18 protein-coding genes are annotated in these 20,300 nt (G+C 71.8%); 11 read left to right on the plus strand and 7 right to left on the minus strand.

Annotation, left to right across the window (positions count from 1 at the left end):
* Positions 1-37: 37 nt before the first annotated feature.
* Positions 38-1,909, plus strand: coding sequence for an endoglycosylceramidase (locus C6376_RS25585; protein WP_107449176.1), 1,872 nt, complete (start codon positions 38-40; stop codon positions 1,907-1,909).
* Between the two features lie 68 nt (positions 1,910-1,977).
* Here C6376_RS25585 and C6376_RS25590 read toward each other — a convergent pair whose 3' ends face one another.
* Positions 1,978-3,243, minus strand: a complete 1,266-nt coding sequence (locus tag C6376_RS25590) for a YncE family protein (RefSeq protein ID WP_107445585.1) — start codon at positions 3,241-3,243, stop codon at positions 1,978-1,980.
* A gap of 192 nt (positions 3,244-3,435) precedes the next feature.
* On the opposite strand from C6376_RS25590, the gene C6376_RS25595 reads away from it, so the two are divergent.
* Positions 3,436-4,110 (plus strand): TetR/AcrR family transcriptional regulator, encoded by a 675-nt coding sequence (locus C6376_RS25595; protein WP_107445586.1) that lies wholly within the window; start codon positions 3,436-3,438, stop codon positions 4,108-4,110.
* A gap of 35 nt (positions 4,111-4,145) precedes the next feature.
* Here the strand turns inward: C6376_RS25595 and C6376_RS25600 are convergent, their stop codons facing one another.
* A complete protein-coding gene (locus tag C6376_RS25600; RefSeq protein ID WP_107449177.1) occupies positions 4,146-5,375 on the minus strand; it encodes a glycosyltransferase in 1,230 nt (409 codons plus the stop codon).
* 214 nt (positions 5,376-5,589) lie between these two features.
* On the opposite strand from C6376_RS25600, the gene C6376_RS25605 reads away from it, so the two are divergent.
* Positions 5,590-7,548 (plus strand): ricin-type beta-trefoil lectin domain protein, encoded by a 1,959-nt coding sequence (locus C6376_RS25605; protein ID WP_173985725.1) that lies wholly within the window; start codon positions 5,590-5,592, stop codon positions 7,546-7,548.
* 508 nt (positions 7,549-8,056) lie between these two features.
* Here the strand turns inward: C6376_RS25605 and C6376_RS25610 are convergent.
* Positions 8,057-8,422, minus strand: a complete 366-nt coding sequence (locus C6376_RS25610; protein ID WP_107445588.1) for a nuclear transport factor 2 family protein — start codon at positions 8,420-8,422, stop codon at positions 8,057-8,059.
* Positions 8,423-8,572: 150 nt separating this feature from the next.
* Positions 8,573-10,333: an ABC transporter ATP-binding protein gene (locus C6376_RS25615; RefSeq protein ID WP_107445589.1), complete on the minus strand. Its 1,761-nt coding sequence runs from the start codon at positions 10,331-10,333 to the stop codon at positions 8,573-8,575.
* A 181-nt stretch (positions 10,334-10,514) separates the two neighbouring features.
* Between C6376_RS25615 and C6376_RS25620 the strand changes: the two genes are divergently transcribed.
* The 4 genes from C6376_RS25620 to C6376_RS25635 all read left to right on the plus strand — a co-directional run bounded on the left by C6376_RS25620 (position 10,515) and on the right by C6376_RS25635 (position 13,749).
* A complete protein-coding gene (locus C6376_RS25620; protein WP_107445590.1) occupies positions 10,515-11,600 on the plus strand; it encodes an S-(hydroxymethyl)mycothiol dehydrogenase in 1,086 nt (361 codons plus the stop codon).
* Positions 11,600-12,229, plus strand: a complete 630-nt coding sequence (locus C6376_RS25625; RefSeq protein ID WP_107445591.1) for an MBL fold metallo-hydrolase — start codon at positions 11,600-11,602, stop codon at positions 12,227-12,229. Before C6376_RS25620 ends, C6376_RS25625 begins: the two co-directional genes overlap by 1 nt.
* 49 nt (positions 12,230-12,278) lie before the next feature.
* Complete coding sequence (locus C6376_RS25630; protein ID WP_107445592.1) at positions 12,279-12,653, plus strand: DUF4180 domain-containing protein; 375 nt, start codon at positions 12,279-12,281, stop codon at positions 12,651-12,653.
* Positions 12,654-12,834: 181 nt separating this feature from the next.
* Entirely contained in the window at positions 12,835-13,749 is a 915-nt protein-coding gene (locus C6376_RS25635; protein WP_107445593.1) for an SDR family oxidoreductase, read from the plus strand.
* Positions 13,750-13,753: 4 nt separating this feature from the next.
* Here the strand turns inward: C6376_RS25635 and C6376_RS25640 are convergent, their stop codons facing one another.
* Entirely contained in the window at positions 13,754-14,326 is a 573-nt protein-coding gene (locus C6376_RS25640; protein ID WP_107445594.1) for a hypothetical protein, read from the minus strand.
* Positions 14,327-14,509: 183 nt separating this feature from the next.
* Between C6376_RS25640 and C6376_RS25645 the strand changes: the two genes are divergently transcribed.
* Together C6376_RS25645 and C6376_RS25650 are read left to right on the plus strand one after the other, a co-directional pair.
* Positions 14,510-15,205, plus strand: a complete 696-nt coding sequence (locus C6376_RS25645; protein WP_107445595.1) for a L,D-transpeptidase — start codon at positions 14,510-14,512, stop codon at positions 15,203-15,205.
* Positions 15,206-15,395: 190 nt separating this feature from the next.
* Entirely contained in the window at positions 15,396-15,566 is a 171-nt protein-coding gene (locus C6376_RS25650) for a hypothetical protein (protein ID WP_107445596.1), read from the plus strand.
* Positions 15,567-15,745: 179 nt separating this feature from the next.
* Here the strand turns inward: C6376_RS25650 and C6376_RS25655 are convergent, their stop codons facing one another.
* Positions 15,746-17,143: a S1 family peptidase gene (locus C6376_RS25655; protein ID WP_107445597.1), complete on the minus strand. Its 1,398-nt coding sequence runs from the start codon at positions 17,141-17,143 to the stop codon at positions 15,746-15,748.
* 330 nt (positions 17,144-17,473) lie between these two features.
* Entirely contained in the window at positions 17,474-18,505 is a 1,032-nt protein-coding gene (locus tag C6376_RS25660) for a hypothetical protein (protein WP_107449178.1), read from the minus strand.
* A gap of 39 nt (positions 18,506-18,544) precedes the next feature.
* Here C6376_RS25660 and C6376_RS25665 point away from each other — a divergent pair, with 39 nt between their 5' ends.
* Together C6376_RS25665 and C6376_RS25670 are read left to right on the plus strand one after the other, a co-directional pair.
* The gene (locus C6376_RS25665; protein WP_107445598.1) at positions 18,545-19,723 is read left to right on the plus strand and encodes a MalY/PatB family protein; all 1,179 of its coding nucleotides are present in this window, start codon (positions 18,545-18,547) and stop codon (positions 19,721-19,723) included.
* A gap of 137 nt (positions 19,724-19,860) precedes the next feature.
* Positions 19,861-20,241, plus strand: coding sequence for a PPOX class F420-dependent oxidoreductase (locus tag C6376_RS25670; protein ID WP_107445599.1), 381 nt, complete (start codon positions 19,861-19,863; stop codon positions 20,239-20,241).
* Positions 20,242-20,300: the final 59 nt, after the last annotated feature.

The following is a 20,300-nucleotide window of genomic DNA, read 5'->3' on the forward strand; positions in this document are numbered from 1 at the left end:
ATTGACGGTGTCCGGAAATCACCGGACTGTAGTGGACATGCCGAATATCCGGGCACGTCTGCTCGCTGTTCTGGTGGTCCTCTGCGGACTCTGCGGCTTCCTGACGGCTGCGGGCGCCTCGCCCGCAGCCGCGGACGCCACGCTCCCCGGCTCGCTCCCCTTCGACGGCACGGCGCTCACCGTGTCGAACGGCCGCTTCGTCGACGGCAACGGCCGCGAGGTCGTGCTGCGCGGTTACAACGTCTCCGGCGAGACCAAGCTCGACGAGAACAAGGGCCTGCCCTTCGCCTCGGTCGCCGACGCCAGGAAGTCGGCGACCGCGCTGCGCGCCCTCGGCGGCGGCAACTCCGTGCGTTTCCTGCTCTCCTGGGCCTACGCCGAGCCCGTGCGCGGCCAGGTCGACACCGTCTACCTCGCCGCCGCCACCGAGCAGATGCGTGCCTTCCTCGACGCCGGCATCCGCGTCTACTCCGACTTCCACCAGGATCTCTACTCCCGCCACCTGTTCAACCAGGGCAGCTGGTACACCGGCGACGGCGCCCCCAAGTGGGCGGTGGACCTCGGTGGTTACCCCGCCGAGTCCTGCGGCATCTGCTTCTTCTGGGGCCAGAACATCACCCAGAACGGGGCGGTGAAGGCCGCCCAGTACGACTTCTGGCACAACGCCCACGGCGTCCAGGACAACTTCCTCGCCACCGCCCAGCAGACCATGGCGTACGTCAGGCAGCACCTGAGCACCGAGGAGTTCGCCGGCGTCCTCGGCTTCGACCCCTACAACGAGCCCTACGCCGGGACCTACGACTCCGGCCAGACCAGCCGCACCTGGGAACGCGACCTCCTGTGGCCCTTCTACGTGAAGTTCCGGGCCCGGATGGACGCGGCAGGCTGGCAGGACAAGCCCGCCTTCGTCGAGCCGAACATGTTCTGGAACGGCAACATCGACTCCCAGCGGCAGGAGGGCGGACTCCTCGACGTGGGCACGCTCGGCTCGCGCTACGTCTTCAACACCCACTTCTACGACCAGAAGGCCATCTCCGGGATCCTGATGTGGGGCAAGGCGGCGGACGGCCAGTACGTCACCGACTTCGGCACCGTCCGCGACCGGGCCGCGGCGACCGGGACCACGGCCGTCGTCAGCGAGTTCGGCCATCCGCTGGCCGGCAATGTCTCCGACAAGGCGCCGACCGTCCTCAAGGCCATGTACCAGGCCCTCGACTCCCGGGTGAAGGGCGCGGGTTGGTGGACCACCCCGGCCGTCTCCGGCCCGGTCCTGTCCGGCAGCCAGTGGCAGTGGGACATCTACTGGGGCCGCCATCACGAGCTGATGAACGGCAACCCCGACAAGGTGCTCACCGGCGGCGACGCCTGGAACGACGAGGATCTGTCGGCCGTCCGCCTCGACGACGCCGGCAACGCCACGCTCCGTCAGGATGCCCGGCTCCTCGACCGTGTCTACCCGAGCGCCACCTCCGGCACGACCGTCGCCTTCACCTATGAGGACCGCTCCCGCGACGGCTCCACCACCCTCACCTGGAACCCGGTCCCCGGTTCCCTGCCCGCCACGAAGCAGCTCGTCGGCTCCGGCCAGTACGCGCTGCTCGTGTGGCGCTCGGCCGGCGGTGCGGCGCCCACCGAACTGCACCTGCCCGCCTCCTTCCCGACCGCCACGACCACCGTCGTCTCCGACCTCGGCGCCGTGTACGCACCCCCGGCCTACCCGGCCACCACGAAGATCGCGGCGGCCGTCGAACCGGGCGGCACGGGCAGCCGGCGTCTGCTGCTCAGCACGTCCGACTCGGGCGCGGTGCACTACGCACTGGTCACCAACGGCGCGAGTGCGCCGTCCGCGACCCAGCTGGCCGCGGCCCGTACCGAACTGTCGGCGTGGGTGGCCCAGAAGGTGGGGTAGCGGCACCGGCACGACGAAGGGGTGGGTGGCGGTCGCCGCCACCCACCCCTTGTGCCGGGGGCCCGCCGTCAGCTGCCGGTACCGGTCCAGCCCGCCGCCACGTGGCCGAGCCGGACCCGTTGCGGATGGTCGCCCACGGGGACCGACACGACCTTCTGCCCGGTGGCGAAGTCGATCGCGGTCACCTGGTCGGCGCCGCTCTCGGAGATGACGCAGTCCTTGCCGTCGCCGCTGACCGTGGCCCAGTAGGGCTTGGAGGCGGTGACCAGCGGGCCCTCCTGGAGGGTGGCGCGGTTGACGATCGTCGCGTAGTCGTCCATCGTGCCGGCCACGCACAGCTTGCCGCCGTCCGGACTCATCGACAGGCCGTGATGGCGCGAGTCGTTGACGTACGTGGTGCGGTCGTCGCTGGTCGTGGAGTTCTTCGGCAGGGTCTTCGTCCGGGTGATCTTGTCCGTGGCGAGGTCGTACTCGAAGAAGCCGTTGAAGAACGACACCTGGAAGTACAGCTTCGACTCGTCGGGCGAGAAGACCGCGGGGCGCACCGCGTCCGAGTAGTCCTTGAGCCCGATCGCGTCCAGCCGCTGGCGCATGTCGATGATCTTGACCTGCTGGTACGTGTTCGCGTCGACGACGGTGATGCGCCGGTCGCCCTTCGTGAAGTCCTGCCACGGCGCGTCCTGGGACGTGTTCACGTCTCCGATCGCCATGTTGTAGATGTACTTGCCGTCCTTGGTGAAGATGTTCTCGTGCGGCTTGTCGCCGGTCTTGAACGAACCCACCTGCTTTCCGGTGACGATGTCCAGGACGTGCACCGTGTTCGAGATCGACGCCGAGACCGCGACCCGCTTGCCGTCGGGGGAGACGGCCATGTGGTCCGAGCGGTAACCCGACACCGGGAAGCGCCAGTTGATCTTTCCGGTGGACAGGTCGATGGAGACGACGTCGGCGAAGCTCGGCCGGGAGACGACCACGGACGCGCCGTCCGGCGTGGTGTACATGTCGTCGACGAACTGGTCGTGCCCCTCGCCGACGCCGTTGCGGATGGCCATGAAGTAGATCCACTTGATCAGGTCGCCGTTGATCTCCGCCATCCGGGCGTCCTTGTCCGGGATCACGTTGATCCGGCCGACCTTCGCGAAGTCGCCGCTGGACTTGATGACGTCCGCGGTGCCCTCCCAGTTGTTGCCGACGAAGAGCACCTCGCGCAGTGCGGCTGCGGTCGAGGAGTCCGAGGCCGCCGAGTCGGCGGTCGCGACGGCGGCGGGAGCGGTGAAGGTCAGGGCGACGGCGGCGGCGATGGAGCAAAGGTGCCTGGAGGTGAAGGCAGGCATGACTGCTCTCTTCTCTGGGGGGGGCGGAAGGTCAGGGGCAGGGGTGTGAAGGCAGGGGAAACCCCGCCGGAATCTGAACACGGGCCCGTTCAGAATGTGCTTACTGGAAAGTAAGGAAGGGGTGCCCTTCGCCACAAGACTCGTACACGACAAAATTGGCCCTGAGGGAACACCGGAGGACGAGGGAGGGTCATGGCGGGCAGACTCAAGGCGCCGACCGGCCGCTACGGCGGCAAGTCCGCCGAGCAGCGGCAGGCCGAGCGACGCGGCAGGTTCCTGGACGCGGCGCTGCGGTCGTTCGGCGGCCCGCCCGGCTACCGGGGCACCACCGTCGCCTCGCTCAGTGAGGCGGCCGGCCTCTCGACCCGCCAGTTCTACGAGGAGTTCCGCACCCTCGAGGACGTCCTGGCGGAGCTGCACCTCCAGGTGAACGCCTGGGCCGAGGAGGCGGTCGTGGCCGCCGCCGTCGCCGCCGAGGGCAGGCCGCTCGCCGAACGCGCCGCCGCGATCTTCCGTGCCTACGCCGCCAACGTCACCTCCGACCCCTGTCGCATCCGGATCACCTTCGTCGAGATCGTCGGCGTCAGCCCCCGTCTGGACGAGCAGCGGCTGGCCCGCCGGGCCCGCTGGATCGACCTGATCTGCGCCGAGGCGACGGCGGCCGCCGCCCGCGGAGAGGGCGCCCCGCGCGACTACCGCCTCGCGGCCACGGCCTTCATCGGCAGCGTCAACGGCCTCCTGCACGACTGGAGCGCGGGCTGGGTGGACGCGACGCTGGACGAGGTGGTCGACGAACTGGTCCGGCAACTGCTGGCCATCCTGCGGCCGACGGAAGGGGAGCCCGGCGGGCCGCGGAGCGCACGGTAGGGGAGGGGGTGTGCCCTTGACGCGGCCGGACGGCTTCACCCCAGCCGCGTCACCGCCTCCACCACCCGCCCCACGCCGTCCTCGCCGCGCACCCGTATCCCGAGCCGAGTCGCCCGGCGGGCGTAACCGGGCTCGCGGGTGACCCGTGCGAGGGCAGTCGCCAGCGTGTCGGCGGTCAGCCGGCGCAGCGGGACCGTACCCGGGGCCACCCCCAGCGCGACCAGGCGCTCGCCCCAGAAACCCTCGTCGAACTGGATCGGCACCGGCACGGCCGGCACGCCCGCCCGTACGCCGGCCGCCGTCGTGCCCGCACCGCAGTGGTGGACGACCGCGGCCATCCGCGGGAAGAGCAGTGAGTGGGGAACTTCGTCCACCGTCACCATGTCGTCGCCGTCTGCCGTGAGGCCCGCCCAGCCGCGCTGGATCACCCCGCGCAGTCCCGCCCGCCGCAGCGCCCCGGCGATCTCGGCGCCGAGCCGCCGAGGGTCGGGCACCGTCGCGCTGCCCAGGCCGACGAAGACCGGCGGCGGCCCCGCGTCCAGGAACTCCCGCAGGCGGGACGGCAGCCGGGTGTCGCGGTCGTGGGGCCACCAGTAGCCGGCGACGTCCAGCTCCGCGCGCCAGTCCCGGGGCCGCGGCACCACCAGCGGACTGAAGCCGTGCAGGACCGGCCAGCCGTGCCGCGGCCGCTGTCGTGCGGCGCCGACGCCGCGGCGGACGGCGGGCAGCCCCAGCCGGGCCCGCACCGTCGGCAGCACCGGGGTGAAGATCCGTTCGACGGCGGCCTCGACGCCGTGCCCGGCGAGTCGGTTGCCGACCGCCCCCCAGGAGCCGCCGCCCAGCATCGGCGGGGCGAACTCGCCGGTGGGGGCGACGGGTTGCAGGTAGAGCCCGAGGCTCGGCAGGGACAGCCCCTCGGCGATCGTGTGGCCGAGGGGCGCGACCGAGGCCGACAGCAGCAGGGCGTCGGCCTCGCGGGCTGCGGCCAGCAGATCGTCGGCGATCTGCCCGACCAGCGTCCGTGCCATCCGGGTCACCCGCAGCAGCTTGCCGGGGCCGGTGGCGCTGCGGTGCAGTCCGCGGCCCCGCGCGGACTCCAGCTCCGCCCGCGGGTCCAACGGCAGTGCGTGGAAGGCGACGCCCGAGCCCGCCACCAGCGGCGCGAACCGCGCGTGGGTGACCAGGGTGACCTGGTGTCCCGCACGTACGAGCGCGCGGCCCACACCCGTGAAGGGGGCCACGTCGCCCCGGGAACCCGCCGTCATGATCGCCACTCGCACGACGGACAGTATGGCGCGCGGCACCGGGCCGGGGGTGAAGGCCCCCGCACGGGCGGTCGGTTGCATTTTGAGAGCGGTCACAATCGCTTCGGTCGCAGCCGTTGACTTAGCCTCCCGGCGGTTCTACTTTCGGCGCGCAACACGTTCGGTTTGCCGACCTTCATTCGATATCTCGAACTTCCGAAGCTGGAGCCGCCCCATGTTCCCTCCACCCCCCGCGCACCTCGTCCGGCACGGGAGGTCCGCCGCCGCACGGATGCTCGCCCTGCTGCTGACGGTCGTCGCCGCCCTGTTGTTCGCCCAGCCCGGCACGGCCGGGGCCGCGACCTCGCGCCAGATCGCGGTGCCGGCCGCCCCGATGGGCTGGGCCTCCTGGAACAGCTTCGCGGCCAAGATCGACTACAACGTCATCAAGCAGCAGGTCGACGCGTTCGTGGCCGCGGGCCTGCCGGCGGCCGGATACCAGTACATCAACATCGACGAGGGCTGGTGGCAGGGCACCCGTGACAGCGCGGGCAACATCACCGTGGACGAGTCGGAGTGGCCCGGCGGCATGAAGGCCATCGCCGACTACATCCACGGCAAGGGCCTCAAGGCCGGTATCTACACCGACGCCGGCAAGGACGGCTGCGGCTACTACTTCCCGACCGGCCGCCCCGCCGCCCCGGGCAGCGGCAGCGAGGGCCACTACGACCAGGACATGCTCCAGTTCTCCCGGTGGGGCTTCGACTTCGTCAAGGTCGACTGGTGCGGCGGTGACAAGGAGGGCCTCGACGCGAAGACGACGTACCAGGCCATCAGCAACGCGATCGCCACGGCCACGGCGACGACCGGCCGCCCGATGACCCTGTCGCTGTGCAACTGGGGCCGGCAGAACCCGTGGAACTGGGCTCCGGGCCAGGGGGCGATGTGGCGGACCAACGACGACATCATCCTGTTCGGCAACAAGCCGTCCATGGCCAACCTGTTGACCAACTACGACCGCAACGTGCACCCCACGGCCCAGCACACCGGCTACTACAACGACGCGGACATGCTGATGGTCGGCATGGACGGCTTCACCGCGGCCCAGAACCGCACCCACATGAACCTGTGGGCCGTCTCCGGCGCACCGCTCCTCGCCGGCAACAACCTGGCCACGATGACGACGGAGACGGCGAACATCCTCAAGAACCCCGAGGTCGTCGCCGTCGACCAGGACGCGCGGGGACTGCAGGGCGTCAAGGTCGCCGAGGACAGCAGCGGGCTGCAGGTGTACGGCAAGGTCCTCGCCGGCAGCGGCAAGCGCGCCGTCGTCCTGCTCAACCGGACCTCCGCCGCAGCGAACATCACCGCCCGCTGGGCCGACCTGGGCCTGACCGGCGCCTCCGCGACCGTGCGCGACCCGTGGGCCCGCGCCGACCTCGGCGCCTTCGCCACCGGCTACACGGCGAACGTCCCGGCGGGCGGCTCGGTCATGCTCACCGTCAGCGGTGGCACCGAGGCGGCGGGCAGCACGTACACCGGCACGTCGAGCTTCTCCGGCGTGACCGCCGGCAACACCGGCCTGAAGGTCGTCGACGTCGCCTACACCAACACCGCCTCGACCGCCCGCACCGCGACCCTCAAGGTCAACGGCCAGACCACGACGACCGTCTCCTTCCCGCCGACGGGCTCCACACAGGGCACGATCACCCTTCAGGTCGCCCTGTCGAAGGGCTCCGCCAACACGCTCGCCTTCACGGGCGCGCCGGCCCTCGCGGACATCACGGTCAGGCCCCTGCCCGGCGCGAACGGCAGCCTCGTCGTCGGCAAGCAGTCCGGCCGCTGCCTGGACATGTTCGACACCACCATCACCAACGGCACGCAGGCGGAGCTCTGGGACTGCAACGGCGGCTCCAACCAGGCCTGGACGTACACCTCCCGCAAGGAACTCGTGGTGTACGGCAACAAGTGCCTGGACGCCTACGACCACGGCACTTCCAACGGCACCAAGGTCGTGATCTGGGACTGCACCGGCCAGAACAACCAGAAGTGGAACGTCAACAGCGACGGGACGATCACCAACGTCAACGCGGGTCTGTGCCTCGACGCGTACGGGGCGGCCACGGGCAACCGCACCCCGATCGTGCTGTGGACGTGCGGCGGCGCCGACAACCAGAAGTGGACCCTGAACTGACCTGACGGTCAACAGAGTCTGACGTGGCGTCAGGCGCGGCGGGACGTGGGCCGGACGCTCCGGGTCCGCCGTCGGAGCGACGGAGATCCTCGTGCGGTTGGGGCGCGTGGCCTTCGGACACCTCCCGTCGTGCCCCGGCCGCCCGTGCCCCCGGGCGCGGCAACGGCCGCCCGCCCGCACCGCCCGCCCGCACCGGCCGCCTGTGCCCCGGACGCCCCGCCGGCGGCGCACCGGCTCAGGCCCGCGGTCCCAGCGGGACCGCACCGGGCCCACCCCCGCTCACCGGCGTCGGCCGTGGCGTCGGCGGGCGGTGGCGGGCGTCGGCGGGAGCGGACGCCGCCGAGTCGCCCTCAGCGCCGTGCGCAGCAGGACGACGGAGGCGCGTCGCCCCACCGCGAGGACCGGCGCCGACAGCGCGGGCCGGGACGCCCGCGACCGGCCCAGGCCGGCCGGACGGAGAAGGTCCAGGTCAACCGGGAGGTGACCTGGACCCCGGCGGTTTTCCTCCCTACTCGTCCCACGCCTGGATCATCGTCTGCTCGACGATCTTGCCGTCGCGCAGGGTGATCATCGACTCGGCGAGCACGCGCACGCCGTCCGGGTACCGGCAGGATTCGCTGTAGGCGGCACGGTCGCCCTGGACGATGCACTCCTCCAGCTTGTGGGTCATGTCCCGGCTGTAGACGTCGTCGAGCAGCTGGGCGATCTCGTCCCGGCCGTGCAGCACCCGGGGTTTGCTCGGCTGGGTGTTGTGGTCGACGAGCCGCAGTTCCGCGTCGTCGGCGTAGAGCGACAGCAGCGTCGCCGGGGTCTGTCCTTCCACGCCCCGGCGCAGCGTCTCGGTGGTGAATGCGGAGCCTGCCGCGGTGCCCATGTTGACCTCCTCGGAGGGCAGCGGCCGAGGGGAGAGACGCCGCCGGGCCCTCACCTTCGAGGCTCCTCCGGTAGGCCGGGCTCGGCAAGCGCAGCGGCCCGCTCCACCGGTCGGACGCGCGGGGCAGGACGAACGGGCCCCGCGATCCGGTCACTCGACCGTCGCGAGGAACTGGGTCGCCGCGAGCTCGGCGTAGAGCGGATCGCCCGCCACCAGCTCACGGTGCGTGCCCACCGCCCGGACCCGGCCCGCGTCCATCACCACGATCCGGTCGGCCATCGTGACCGTCGACAGCCGGTGGGCGACGACGAGCACCGTCGTCGTCCGGGCGACCTCGGCCACGGTGTCGCGCAGCGCGGCCTCGTTCACCGCGTCCAGCTGGGAGGTGGCCTCGTCGAGCAGAAGCAGCCGAGGCCGGCGCAGCAGGGCGCGGGCGACGGCCACCCGCTGCCGCTCACCGCCGGACAGCTTCGTCCCCCGGTGTCCGACCAGCGTCTCGAGTCCCTGCGGCAGCCGGGCGACCAGCTCCTCGAGCCGGGTCGTCTTCAGCACCCCGCGCACGGCGTCCTCGTCCGCCTCCGCGTTGCCCAGCAGCAGGTTGTCGCGGAGCGAGCCCGACAGGACGGGCGCGTCCTGCTCCACGTAACCGATCGCGCAACGCAGCCGCGACAGCTCCCAGTCGGCCACGTCGATGCCGTCGAGGGCGATCACCCCGGACTCGGGGTCGTAGAACCGCTCGATGAGCGAGAACACCGTGGTCTTGCCCGCGCCCGAGGGTCCGACGAACGCGGTCATGCCCCGGGCCGGTACCGCGAACGTCACTCCGTGGTGGACGTACGGCAGGTCGTCGGCGTAGCGGAAACGGACATCGGTGAAGGCGACGGCGGCCGGTTCGGCGGCGGAGGCCGGCAGCGGCACGGCCCAGGGCGACACCGGCTCGGCGGGCAGGCGCAGGGCCTCCTGGATCCGGCTCAACGCCGCGGAACCCGTCTGGTACTGGGTGATCGCGCCGACGACCTGCTGGATCGGCGACATCAGGTAGAAGACGTACAGCAGGAACGCCACCAGCGTGCCGATCTCGATGGCGCCGGTCGCCACCCGCGCGCCGCCCACCGCGAGGACGGTGATGAAGGCGGTCTGCATGGCGAGGCCGGCCGTGTTGCCGGCCGCCGCCGACCACTTCGCGGCACGCACGCTCTGCCGCCAGGACTCCTCGGCGGCCGCGTGCAGCGTCGCCTCCTCACGGGCCTCGGCACCCGAGGCCTTCACGGTGCGCAGCGCGCCGAGGACCCGCTCCAGGGAGGCGCCCATCACGCCCACCGCGTCCTGGGCCCGGCGGCTGGCCCGGTTGATGCGGGGCACGATCACGCCGAGAACCGTGCCCGCGCACAGGATCACCGCCAGCGTGACGCCCAGCAGCACCGGGTCCACCAGACCCATCATCACGACCGTGGCGACCAGCGTGAGCCCGCCGGTACCGAAACCCACCAGCGAGTCGGTGGTGACCTCCCGCAGCAGGGTCGTGTCGGAGGTGATGCGGGCCATCAGGTCGCCGGGCTCGGTTCTGTCCACGGCCGTGACGCGCAGCCGCAGCAGATACGAGGACAGCGCCCGCCGAGCCCCGAGCACCACCGACTCCGCGGTGCGCTGCAGCACGTACGAGCCCAGCGCACCCACCACGGAGTTGGCGACGACCAGCGCCGTCAGGGCGAGCAACGCACCCGATATCGCGCGGTCGTGGCCGAGGTCGTCGATCAGTTTCCGTGCCACCAGCGGCAGCAGCAGACCGGTGGCGCCGGTGACGAGCGAGAGCGCCGCCCCGGTGAGCAGGGCCCGGCGATGAGGACGCACGTAGCCGAGCAGCAGGCGCCACGTGGGCCGGTCGTCGTCGGCCGGCTGGGCGATGGTCACGGGGCTCCTCGGGCTCGGTCGGAGCCCTCAGGCTACGTCGGCCACCGGGACGGCCGGCCGGGAAAGGGCGTGTTCAGGACGCGGACGCGGCCCGTCCGGCGCCGGTGCAGGTGCCCTCGGACGATCAGTCGAGCGTAGGGTCGGCACAGGGACGGATGACCGCCGAGGAAAGGGCAGCGCCATGCCGCAGGAAGTACGCGCAGTGATCGCACCGGGCCGGGACGAGCCGGTGCGGGTGGAGACGATCGTGATCCCGGATCCCGGTCCGGGCGAGGCGGTGGTGCAGATCCAGGCCTGCGGGGTGTGTCACACCGATCTGCACTACAAGCAGGGCGGCATCAACGACGAGTTCCCGTTCCTGCTCGGGCACGAGGCGGCGGGCGTGGTCGAGTCGGTCGGCGAGGGCGTCACGGACGTCACGCCCGGTGACTTCGTGATCCTGAACTGGCGGGCGGTGTGCGGCCAGTGCCGGGCCTGCCTGCGGGGCAGGCCGTGGTACTGCTTCGACACGCACAACGCGAAGCAGCGGATGACCCTGCTGGACGGCACGGAGCTCTCGCCGGCCCTCGGCATCGGCGCCTTCGCGGAGAAGACGCTGGTGGCGGCGGGTCAGTGCACCAAGGTGGACGCCTCGGTGTCGGCCTCCGTGGCGGGGTTGCTCGGGTGCGGGGTGATGGCCGGCATCGGCGCCGCGATCAACACCGGCAACGTCGGGCGCGGCGACAGCGTGGCCGTCATCGGCTGCGGCGGGGTCGGTGACGCGGCGGTCGCCGGGTCACGGCTGGCCGGCGCGGCGAAGATCATCGCCGTGGACATCGACGACCGCAAACTGGCCAAGGCCCGCGAGATGGGCGCCACGCACACCGTGAACTCCAAGGAGACCGACCCGGTCGAGGCGATCCGGGAGCTGACCGGCGGCTTCGGCGCCGACGTCGTCATCGAGGCGGTCGGCCGCCCGGAGACGTACCGGCAGGCCTTCTACGCCCGCGACCTCGCGGGCACCGTCGTCCTCGTCGGCGTCCCCACCCCCGAGATGAAGCTCGAACTCCCGCTGCTGGACGTGTTCGGCCGCGGCGGGGCGCTGAAGTCGTCCTGGTACGGCGACTGTCTGCCCTCGCGTGACTTCCCCGTGCTGATCGACCTCCATCTGCAGGGCCGCCTGGACCTGGGCGCGTTCGTCACCGAGACCATCGCTCTGGACGAGGTGGAGAAGGCGTTCGAGCGGATGCACCACGGAGACGTTCTGCGTTCGGTGGTGGTGCTGTGATGGCCGCGCGCATCGAACACCTCGTCACCTCGGGGCAGTTCAGCCTCGACGGCGGCACCTGGGACGTCGACAACAACGTGTGGATCGTCGGCGACGACCACGAGGCGATCGTCATCGACGCCGCGCACGACGCCGACGCGATCCTCGCCGCCCTCGGCGGGCGACGGCTGACCGGCATCGTGTGCACCCACGCCCACAACGACCACGTCTCCGCCGCGCCCGCCCTCGCCGACGCGACCGGTGCCACGATCTGGCTGCACCCCGACGACCTGCCGCTGTGGAAGCTCACCCACCCGGACCGCGAGCCGGACGCCCACCTGGTCGACGGCCAGGTCATCGAGGCCGCCGGCGCCGATCTCACCGTGCTGCACACCCCCGGGCACGCACCCGGCGCCGTGTGCCTCCACGAGCCCGGACTGGGCGTGCTGTTCACCGGCGACACCCTCTTCCACGGCGGCCCCGGCGCCACCGGCCGCTCCTACTCCCACTTCCCGACGATCATCGCCTCCATCAGGGACCGGCTGCTCGCCCTCCCGCCGGAGACGAAGGTGCTGACCGGACACGGCGACGCGACCACCATCGGCGCCGAGGCGCCCCACCTCCAGGAGTGGATCGCCCGGGGCCACTGACGCGAAAAGGCGGAGCGCCGCCGAACTGGAGGGCCGTACCCTCACGGGCATGACCGGCACTCTTGTGACCCTGTACGGCACCCGCGTCCTGCAGTGCGCCCCCGACGGCCCACCGCTCGACGGGGAGCGCGCCGCACTCGACCTGATCGGCGACGCGTTCGGCCAGGACGCGCAGCTCGTGGCCGTGCCCGCGGAACGCATCGGGGAGGACTTCTTCCGGCTGCGGTCCGGGGTCGCCGGCGAGGTCGTGCAGAAGTTCGTGAACTACCGGATACGGCTGGCCGTCGTCGGAGACGTCTCCCGCCGGTTGGCCGAGAGCTCCGCGCTGCGGGACTTCGTGCGCGAGGCGAACCGCGGCAGCCAGCTGTGGTTCCTGGCCGACGACGGCGCGTTGGACGACCGGCTGAACCCGGCCACCGGCTGAGCACGGTCGCCTGCCGAACCCGGCCGCGGGCCTAACCCGGTCACCGGCCGGGCGTGACCGCCGCAAACCACCCGCCGGCCGGGACCGGTCGGGTGAGGTCTGGAGAAAGGCGACAGAAGACGTCCGGATTTCCCGCGATCCTCGTGGTGACACCCCACACCGAGGAGCCGGGAGGCAGGACATGTCAGGACCGCTGGAAGGCCGGGTCGCTCTGGTCGCGGGAGCGACCCGGGGCGCCGGCCGGGGCATCGCCGTGGAGCTGGGCGCGGCAGGCGCCACCGTCTACGTGACCGGGCGCACCACCCGCGAACAGCGCTCCGAGTACGACCGCCCCGAGACCGTCGAGGACACCGCCGACCTGGTCACCGAGGCCGGCGGCCGGGGCGTCGCCGTGCCCACCGATCACCTCGACCCGGCGCAGGTGCGGGCCCTCGTCGAGCGCATCACCGACGAGCAGGGCCGCCTCGACGTCCTGGTCAACGACATCTGGGGCGGCGAGAACCTCTTCGAGTGGGACACCCCCGTCTGGGAGCACGACCTCGACAAAGGACTGCGGCTGCTTCGGCTCGCGGTCGAGACCCACGCCGTCACCAGCCACCACGCCCTGCCGCTGCTGCTGCGCACGCCGGGCGGACTGGTCGTCGAGATGACCGACGGCACCGCCGAGTACAACCGCGACACCTACCGCGTGAACTTCTTCTACGACCTCGCCAAGGCCTCCGTCCTGCGCATGGCCTTCGCTCTCGCCCACGAGCTCGGGCCCCGGGGGGCCACCGCCGTGGCGCTCACCCCAGGCTGGCTGCGCTCGGAGCTGATGCTGGAGCAGTTCGGCGTCCGCGAGGACAACTGGCGCGACGCCCTCGAGCGGGTCCCGCACTTCGCCATCTCGGAGACGCCCCGCTACGTCGGCCGGGCCGTCGCCGCGCTCGCCGCCGACCCGGACGTCGCCCGCCGCAACGGACAGTCGCTCTCCAGTGGCGGCCTCGCCCCGGAATACGGCTTCACCGACCTCGACGGCAGCCGTCCGGACGCCTGGCGCTACCTCGTCGAGGTACAGGACGCGGGAAAGCCGGCCGACACCACCGGCTACCGCTGAGCGTTCACGGCGAGGGCGAGGGCGAGGGCGAGGGCGAGGGCGAGGGCGAGGGCGAGGGCATCGTCGGCCAGCGCGCCGGGTGACCGGGCGGCAGGTCGAGGTCCTCGCGCACGGCCGCGTAGTAGCCCTCGCGGCCGGCGCGCTGGCGCTCCAGCAGTGCCTGCCAGGCCCGCGGATCGTGGGTTCCCTCGCGCAGGAAGCGCTCCATGTCCATCACCACGGTCACCCACGTCCGCGCCCGTTCCACCACGTCGCGGCTGCCCAGCATGACCAGCGCCTCACCGGCCGGATCGCGTCCGTCGGTGGCCTGCGCCAGTTGCGGCTCCGCTTCCTGCGGCGACAGCGGATAGGGGTGCGGGTCGTTGCCCAGGTGCGCGGCGACGCGGTACATCAGGTTGACCGACCTCTTCACCGCCCGCGCGTAGTCGGCGTACACCGACAGCCGCCGCTCCTCCCACCGTGCCGACCGCTCACGCGCGAACCTGGCCCGGTCGCTGCGCACGAGCGCGAGATACGAGCCGAGGGCGCCGACGACGACGCCCAGGAGGGCGGGAAGCTGCTGGAGGAACGCGGACATACCCGCACGGAACCCTTCCTGACGGCATGATGACGCTCAACGGACGGTCGGATCATTTCACTTCATCTGACGGTCCGGAAGTTCACTGTTTCGTCACAGACCGGTGCTTACCACAACCACCGCCCCCGTCGGCCGGTCTACGTTGACGAATACGCGAGAACAGTGTCAGGGAGAGGGCAGGTCATGGGGGACATACGCAGACGAGGGGCGGTCGTGCTCGGGATCACCGGGCTGGTCGCGCCGTTGACGCTCGCGTTGGGCGCGGCGCCGGCCCAGGCCGCGAGTTGCACGACGTCGGCCGGGCCGTACCAGAAGCAGGTGGAGAAGTTCCTCGGCCGGCCCGTGGACGGCAGGCAGTCGGGCGCCGACTGCTCGGCGATCCGGGCGTTCCAGAACAAGCACGGCATCACGCCGAACATCGGCTACGCGGGGCCCGTCACCTGGGGCGTGATGGACCTCATGAACAAGCAGAAGGCCGTGGGCAACAAGCCCAACAAGGCGGGCAAGTGCCCCACCAACAAGGGCCGCATCGCCTGCGTCAACCTCACCCTCCAGATCAGCTGGATCCAGGACGGCAGCAGGCTGGTCTACGGGCCGGTCCCGGTCCGCACCGGCCGCAACGGCTACGAGACCCGCACGGGGCTGAAGAAGATCTACTGGCGGCACATCGACCATGTGTCGACCATCTACAACGTGCCCATGCCCTACAGCCAGTTCTTCGACGGCGGTCAGGCCTTCCACTCGGTCGGCGTCAGCATGTGGAACCCGCCGGGCTCGCACGGCTGTGTGAACATGACGAGCACGACCGCCAAGAAGTACTGGTCGCTGCTGAAGAACGGCGACGACGTCTTCGTGTACGGGCGCAAGCCGGGCACCTGAGTCGTGGGCCGCGCCGCGTCACGCGGCGCGGCCGGACCGGCGTCCGGCTCCGTCGGCGCCGGGCTCCGCGGAGGGCTGAACCGTGCCCTGGGGGTTGACAGATGGACGTGATCAGTAACACGTCCGATATGTCCGATTCATTCGTGATGACTCACGTGGCCTTCACCTCGGACGCCGTAAGATTCACACCATGTCCACCACTGTTGGAACCCTCTCCGAGCGATCGGCCGCGGAGGTCAACGAGGAGATCAGGGCCCTGTGGCTCCGGTCCGGCGGGACACTGAGCGTCGAGCAGCGTGAGGAGTACCAGCGGCTCGTCCTCGAGTGGGCCGCCGCACCGCAGCCCGTCGAAGCGGCCTGACCGCCTCCCGGCCACGGGGCCGCCCTCTCGGCGCCCGGCTTCCGTCCACGCATCGGCGCTCTTCACCCCCTGACGCACCCACGCCTCCCGGTTCTCACCGCCCCCGGGCTCAGGACTTCGTCCGAGCCCGGGGGCGCCGCCGTGTCCGGCCCGGGAGCCTCCAGCGGCGCCCGGACGGCTCATCCCCAGGTCGCCGAGTAGTACCGCTGATAGGCCTTGCGGTCCTGTTCGGCGCGAATGTACCGGGTCGCGACCAGAGCGACCATGCTGCCCGCCAGGACCAGCAGACCCGGACCGATGTTCTTCGGGTCGGTGAGCCGGGAGGCGAGGGTCACACTGTCGCCGACACCGGTCACCGGAGTGGTCGAGCCCGGCGAGGCCGAACCCGGGGAGACCGCCGCCTGGGTGTTGGTGGCGCCCGGCGCGGGCGCGGGGGACGAGGGGGGCGTACCGCCCTGGCCGTTGCCGGACGGCGCCGCCACGATCAGCTGGACGCCCAACTGCTTCAGCGCGTCGTCCACCGGCTGGAAGAACGTCGTCCCGCCGGTCTTGCAGTCGCCGCTGCCACCCGAGGTGATGCCGAGGGCGATGCCCTCGGAGAACATCGGGCCGCCGCTGTCACCCGGCTCGGCGCACACGTTCGTCTCGATGAGCCCGCCGACCGTGCCCTCCGGGTAGTTCACCGTCGCGTCCAGGCCGGTCACCTCGCCGTCGCGCAGCCCGCTGGTGCTGCCGCTGCGGAACACCCGCTGACCCACGGCCGCATCGCCGGTGCCCGTGATCCGCACCCCGTTGCCGTTGCCGATGGCGACCACGTCGGCGTTGGCTCCCGCCTTGCCGCTCGCGTACTGAACCAGTGAGAAGTCGTTGCCGGGGAAGGCGGAGTTGACCGTCTGGCCCACCTGCTGCTTGGCCTGGTTGTCGGCGAACCAGGTCGACCCGGTGGGGCCGCAGTGCCCGGCCGTGAGGATGAAGTCGCTGGTCCCGTTGGTCACGTTGAAGCCGGCCGAACAGCGCCCGCCGGTCGACAGGATGGGCTGTGCCCCGTTGATCCGGGTGGTGAACGTGCCGGTGGTGCGCTCCATGCGCACGAAGCTGCCGATGCCGCCGGCCGTCCGCGTCAGCTTCGACCAGTCCGAGGACGACACGGTGCTGTCGCCCTGTACGACGATCTGGTTGGACCGGTAGTCCGCCACCCACGCCGTACCGGCCACCCGCGGAGCCGAACGCAGCGCCGCCGTCGCCGACTTGAGCTCGTTCATGCTGTGCGACACGACCTTCGCGACGGCGCCCGCCGACCGCACGGCCTCGGCCGTCCTCTCGTCGGTGACGCCGACGACGGGTCGCCCCTCGGAGTCGAGCCAGGTGCCGGCCGTGCGCGCGGTGCCGAACTTCTCGACGAGCGCCGCCCCCGGGTTCGTGACGACGGACTCCGCCGCGCTGCGCGGAACCGCCGCCGTGCCGGGCGGCTCGCTCGCCATGGCGGCCTGCGTGACCATGGCTCCTCCCAGGAGCAGTCCGCCGACCGCCGCCAGCCGTGTCACTCGCCGGACGGTCCGTCGTCGTACGTGCCTCATGCCTGGCTCCCGAAACCCTGAACGCGCGGACTCAACACCGCGGGGCCCTCCGGTCGTTGAGCACCCTCACCTCCATACGCGCGAAAACCCCGGAGTGTTCAGCCGCGGGTCGCCGGAAGTGACCCGCGGCCGGCATCCGCGCGCCAACGGAGCGAAGACCCGCGGCATCGTGCGTTCGCGCCCTCTGCCCGGCCTCGCGCACACCGGCGGGAGCGGCGCGTCACACCGGGCCGCAGCGCCCTTCGCACCGCCGGACCGCCGCACCGCCGGACATCCGGTCCGGCCGGTCATCCGGGTATTCCGGGGGCGACGTCGACCTGGGGGGTCCGCCTATGAAAGGCCCTGGGCGCGGGAGTCGACAGGAGCGGACGGTCCCCCCGGTTCCCGTGCGGGCCCCAGCCGCGCCCAGCTCCGGGCGTCGCCCCACACGGCCGCCGCGCCGGTGTATGGCCGCAGCAGCGCGGAGAGCGTCGGGTCACCGCGGCCGTTGAGCTCGTCCGAGGCGATCCGGCGGGCGATGCCGGCCAGGAAGTCCGCGAGCTGCACCCGGGCGTCGAACCGCGAGACGACCAGCCGGAGCCCCGCGAGCCGGATGCCGCGTCGCCGAGCCTCGCCCTCGATCCAGGCGATCCGCTCCGGGGTGAGCATGTTCTGGCGGTCGTGCGCGAGCCGGACCGGACGCCCGCCGTCGCTCCAGTGGGCCGCGGTGTGCAGGATCGAGGGGAGCAGCGGATTGAGGACCGGGGCGAGCACGAACGGACCGTCCTGGATTCCGGCGCGATAGGCCAGGGCGCGCGGGCGTTCCTCCGACATCCGCGCGAGAACGTCCGCCGCCGGTGTCCCCGGATACCGGCGCCGCAGGACGTCGACCACGTGGAAGAAGCGCGGCACGGGAGCGTCCGGCACGTCGTCGTGGCGCACCCACAGCAGGTGGTTCGCCGCCTCCAGGAAGGTCGTCCATTCCTCCGCGGTGAACGTCCGCCGTCCTTCCCCGAACAGGGAGACGGCCGCCCCGGGATCGTCCAGCAGCAGGTCGACGGCCCGGTCCACGACGTAGAAGGGCTTCTCCACCAGATGCACATGTGCGCGCCCGTGCAGCGGCCCCGACGGCGAGAGAAGCCACTCGAGGACGGTCCGGTGCTTCTCCCGGAGCAGATGGTTCGCCTTGTACTCCTCCGCGGGCGAACGGATCCGGTTCCGGATCTCCTGTACGTGCCCGGCGGCGGACTCGGCCGGCAGCAGCACACTGGCGTGGGCGAACACATCCGTGTTGCCGCCGGTGAGGTTCTCGCCGTCCGAGCCCGATTCGTCGCAGGCGATCTCCCGGATGCCGGCGGCGTCCGCCGCGACTGTCCCGTTCACGTGATCCCAGGTCACAACACGGCCCCCTATCTTGTGCCCATGACCAGCATCCCGCACGAGACGCCAGGTGAACCGAATCCGCTGAACGCCCTCACTCTCGATCTGCTGCGCCGCCGCACGAGCGTGAAGTGGCGCGCCCATCCGGCCGACGTCCTGCCGCTGTGGGTCGCCGAGATGGACGTGCCGCTCGCCGAGCCGGTCGTCCGCGCGGTGACGCGGGCCCTCACGCTCGGCGACACCGGATATCCGTCGGGCACGGCCTACGCGCAGGCGCTGGCCGAGTTCGTCGCCAAGCGCTGGGGCTGGGACGGGCTCGCGGTCGAGCGGACGGCGATCGTGCCGGACGTGATGCTGGGCGTCGTCGAGATGCTGAAGCTGGTGACCGCCTCCGGTGACGCGGTGGTGGTCAACCCGCCGGTGTATCCGCCGTTCTTCGCGTTCGTCGCGCACATGGACCGGCGTATCGCCGAGGCGCCCCTCGGCGCGGACGGCCGGCTCGACCTCGACGTGCTGGAACAGGTCTACCGGCGGGCCGTCGCGGGCGGTCGGCGCGCCGCCCACCTGCTGTGCAGCCCGCACAATCCGACCGGCACCGTGCACACGGCACGGGAACTGGCCGCCGTCGCGGCCCTCGCCGACCGGTACGGCGTGCGGGTGGTCGCCGACGAGATCCACGCACCGCTCGCGGCCCCGGACGGCGACTTCATCCCCTACCTCGCCGTCCCGGGCGCACAGAGCGGTCTGTCGCTGATGTCGGCCTCGAAGGGCTGGAACCTGGCCGGGCTCAAGGCGGCCTTGGCGATCGCGGGCCCCGACGCGGCGGCCGACCTCGCCCGCATGCCCGAGGAGGTCGGCCACGGGCCCAGCCATGTCGGCGTCCTCGCCCACACCGCCGCCCTGTCCGAAGGCACGGCCTGGCTGGACGCCCTGCTCGCCGGGCTCGACGACAACCGCCGTCTGCTCACCGCCCTCCTCGCCGAACACCTGCCCGGCGTCGGGTACCGGCCGGGCGGAGCGACCTACCTGGCCTGGCTCGACTGCCGGGACCTGGGCCTCGGGGACGATCCGGCCGCGGTCTTCCTGGAGCGCGGCCGGGTGGCTCTCAGCCCCGGACCGGACTTCGGCACGGGCGGAGCCGGACACGTGCGGCTGAATCTGGCCACCTCGCCCGAGATCCTCACCGAAGGAGTGCGGCGGATGGCCCTTGCCGTGCACTGAGGCCGCTCACCGCCGCCGGCGACGGACCGTCGCGCGGGACCCGCCGGGGTGATGAGCGCGTCCGGGGTGCCTGGCTGGCGCCGTGACCGGAAAGGTTCACCGGCAAACCTTTTTGGCCACGGCACTAGACTGCGGCCATGGACGACAAGTCGCTCGACCGGCTGGCGGCGGGAAAGTATCTGCTGATCACCAGCTTCCGCAAGAACGGGACGCCGGTCGCCACCCCCGTGTGGGTGGTGCGCGACGGTGACGCGCTCGGGGCCTGGTCGGCCGCCGACGCCTGGAAGGTGAAGCGCATCAGAGCGCGCGGGGACGTCCTCGTCGGCCCGTGCGACGTGCGGGGCAACCCGACGGGCGACCAGATCCCGGCCACCGCCGAGATCTGTGACGCGCAGACCACCGCCCGCTACCGCACGCTGCTCGCCCGCAAGTACGGCGTCGTCGGCAGGCTCACCCTGCTGGGCAGCCGGCTGCGCCGGGGGCTGGACGGGACGGTGGGCATCCGCATCACGCTGTGAGCGCGGGAGGGGGCGCGGACCGCCGGACGGTCCGCGCCCCCTCCTGTCGTCGGGGTCGC

The organism is Streptomyces sp. P3 (assembly GCF_003032475.1).
Taxonomy (GTDB): domain Bacteria; phylum Actinomycetota; class Actinomycetes; order Streptomycetales; family Streptomycetaceae; genus Streptomyces.

Coding starts and splice junctions, on each gene's coding strand:
- C6376_RS25635 (WP_107445593.1), top strand. CDS start 12,835: ATGTCAGGACCGCTGGAAGGCCGGGTCGCTCTGGTCGCGGGAGCGACC.
- C6376_RS25665 (WP_107445598.1), top strand. CDS start 18,545: ATGACCAGCATCCCGCACGAGACGCCAGGTGAACCGAATCCGCTGAAC.
- C6376_RS25605 (WP_173985725.1), top strand. CDS start 5,590: ATGTTCCCTCCACCCCCCGCGCACCTCGTCCGGCACGGGAGGTCCGCC.
- C6376_RS25645 (WP_107445595.1), top strand. CDS start 14,510: ATGGGGGACATACGCAGACGAGGGGCGGTCGTGCTCGGGATCACCGGG.
- C6376_RS25610 (WP_107445588.1), bottom strand. CDS start 8,422: ATGGGCACCGCGGCAGGCTCCGCATTCACCACCGAGACGCTGCGCCGG.
- C6376_RS25650 (WP_107445596.1), top strand. CDS start 15,396: ATGTCCACCACTGTTGGAACCCTCTCCGAGCGATCGGCCGCGGAGGTC.
- C6376_RS25670 (WP_107445599.1), top strand. CDS start 19,861: ATGGACGACAAGTCGCTCGACCGGCTGGCGGCGGGAAAGTATCTGCTG.
- C6376_RS25590 (WP_107445585.1), bottom strand. CDS start 3,243: ATGCCTGCCTTCACCTCCAGGCACCTTTGCTCCATCGCCGCCGCCGTC.
- C6376_RS25620 (WP_107445590.1), top strand. CDS start 10,515: ATGCCGCAGGAAGTACGCGCAGTGATCGCACCGGGCCGGGACGAGCCG.
- C6376_RS25655 (WP_107445597.1), bottom strand. CDS start 17,143: ATGAGGCACGTACGACGACGGACCGTCCGGCGAGTGACACGGCTGGCG.
- C6376_RS25625 (WP_107445591.1), top strand. CDS start 11,600: ATGGCCGCGCGCATCGAACACCTCGTCACCTCGGGGCAGTTCAGCCTC.
- C6376_RS25640 (WP_107445594.1), bottom strand. CDS start 14,326: ATGTCCGCGTTCCTCCAGCAGCTTCCCGCCCTCCTGGGCGTCGTCGTC.
- C6376_RS25600 (WP_107449177.1), bottom strand. CDS start 5,375: ATGACGGCGGGTTCCCGGGGCGACGTGGCCCCCTTCACGGGTGTGGGC.
- C6376_RS25595 (WP_107445586.1), top strand. CDS start 3,436: ATGGCGGGCAGACTCAAGGCGCCGACCGGCCGCTACGGCGGCAAGTCC.
- C6376_RS25585 (WP_107449176.1), top strand. CDS start 38: ATGCCGAATATCCGGGCACGTCTGCTCGCTGTTCTGGTGGTCCTCTGC.
- C6376_RS25630 (WP_107445592.1), top strand. CDS start 12,279: ATGACCGGCACTCTTGTGACCCTGTACGGCACCCGCGTCCTGCAGTGC.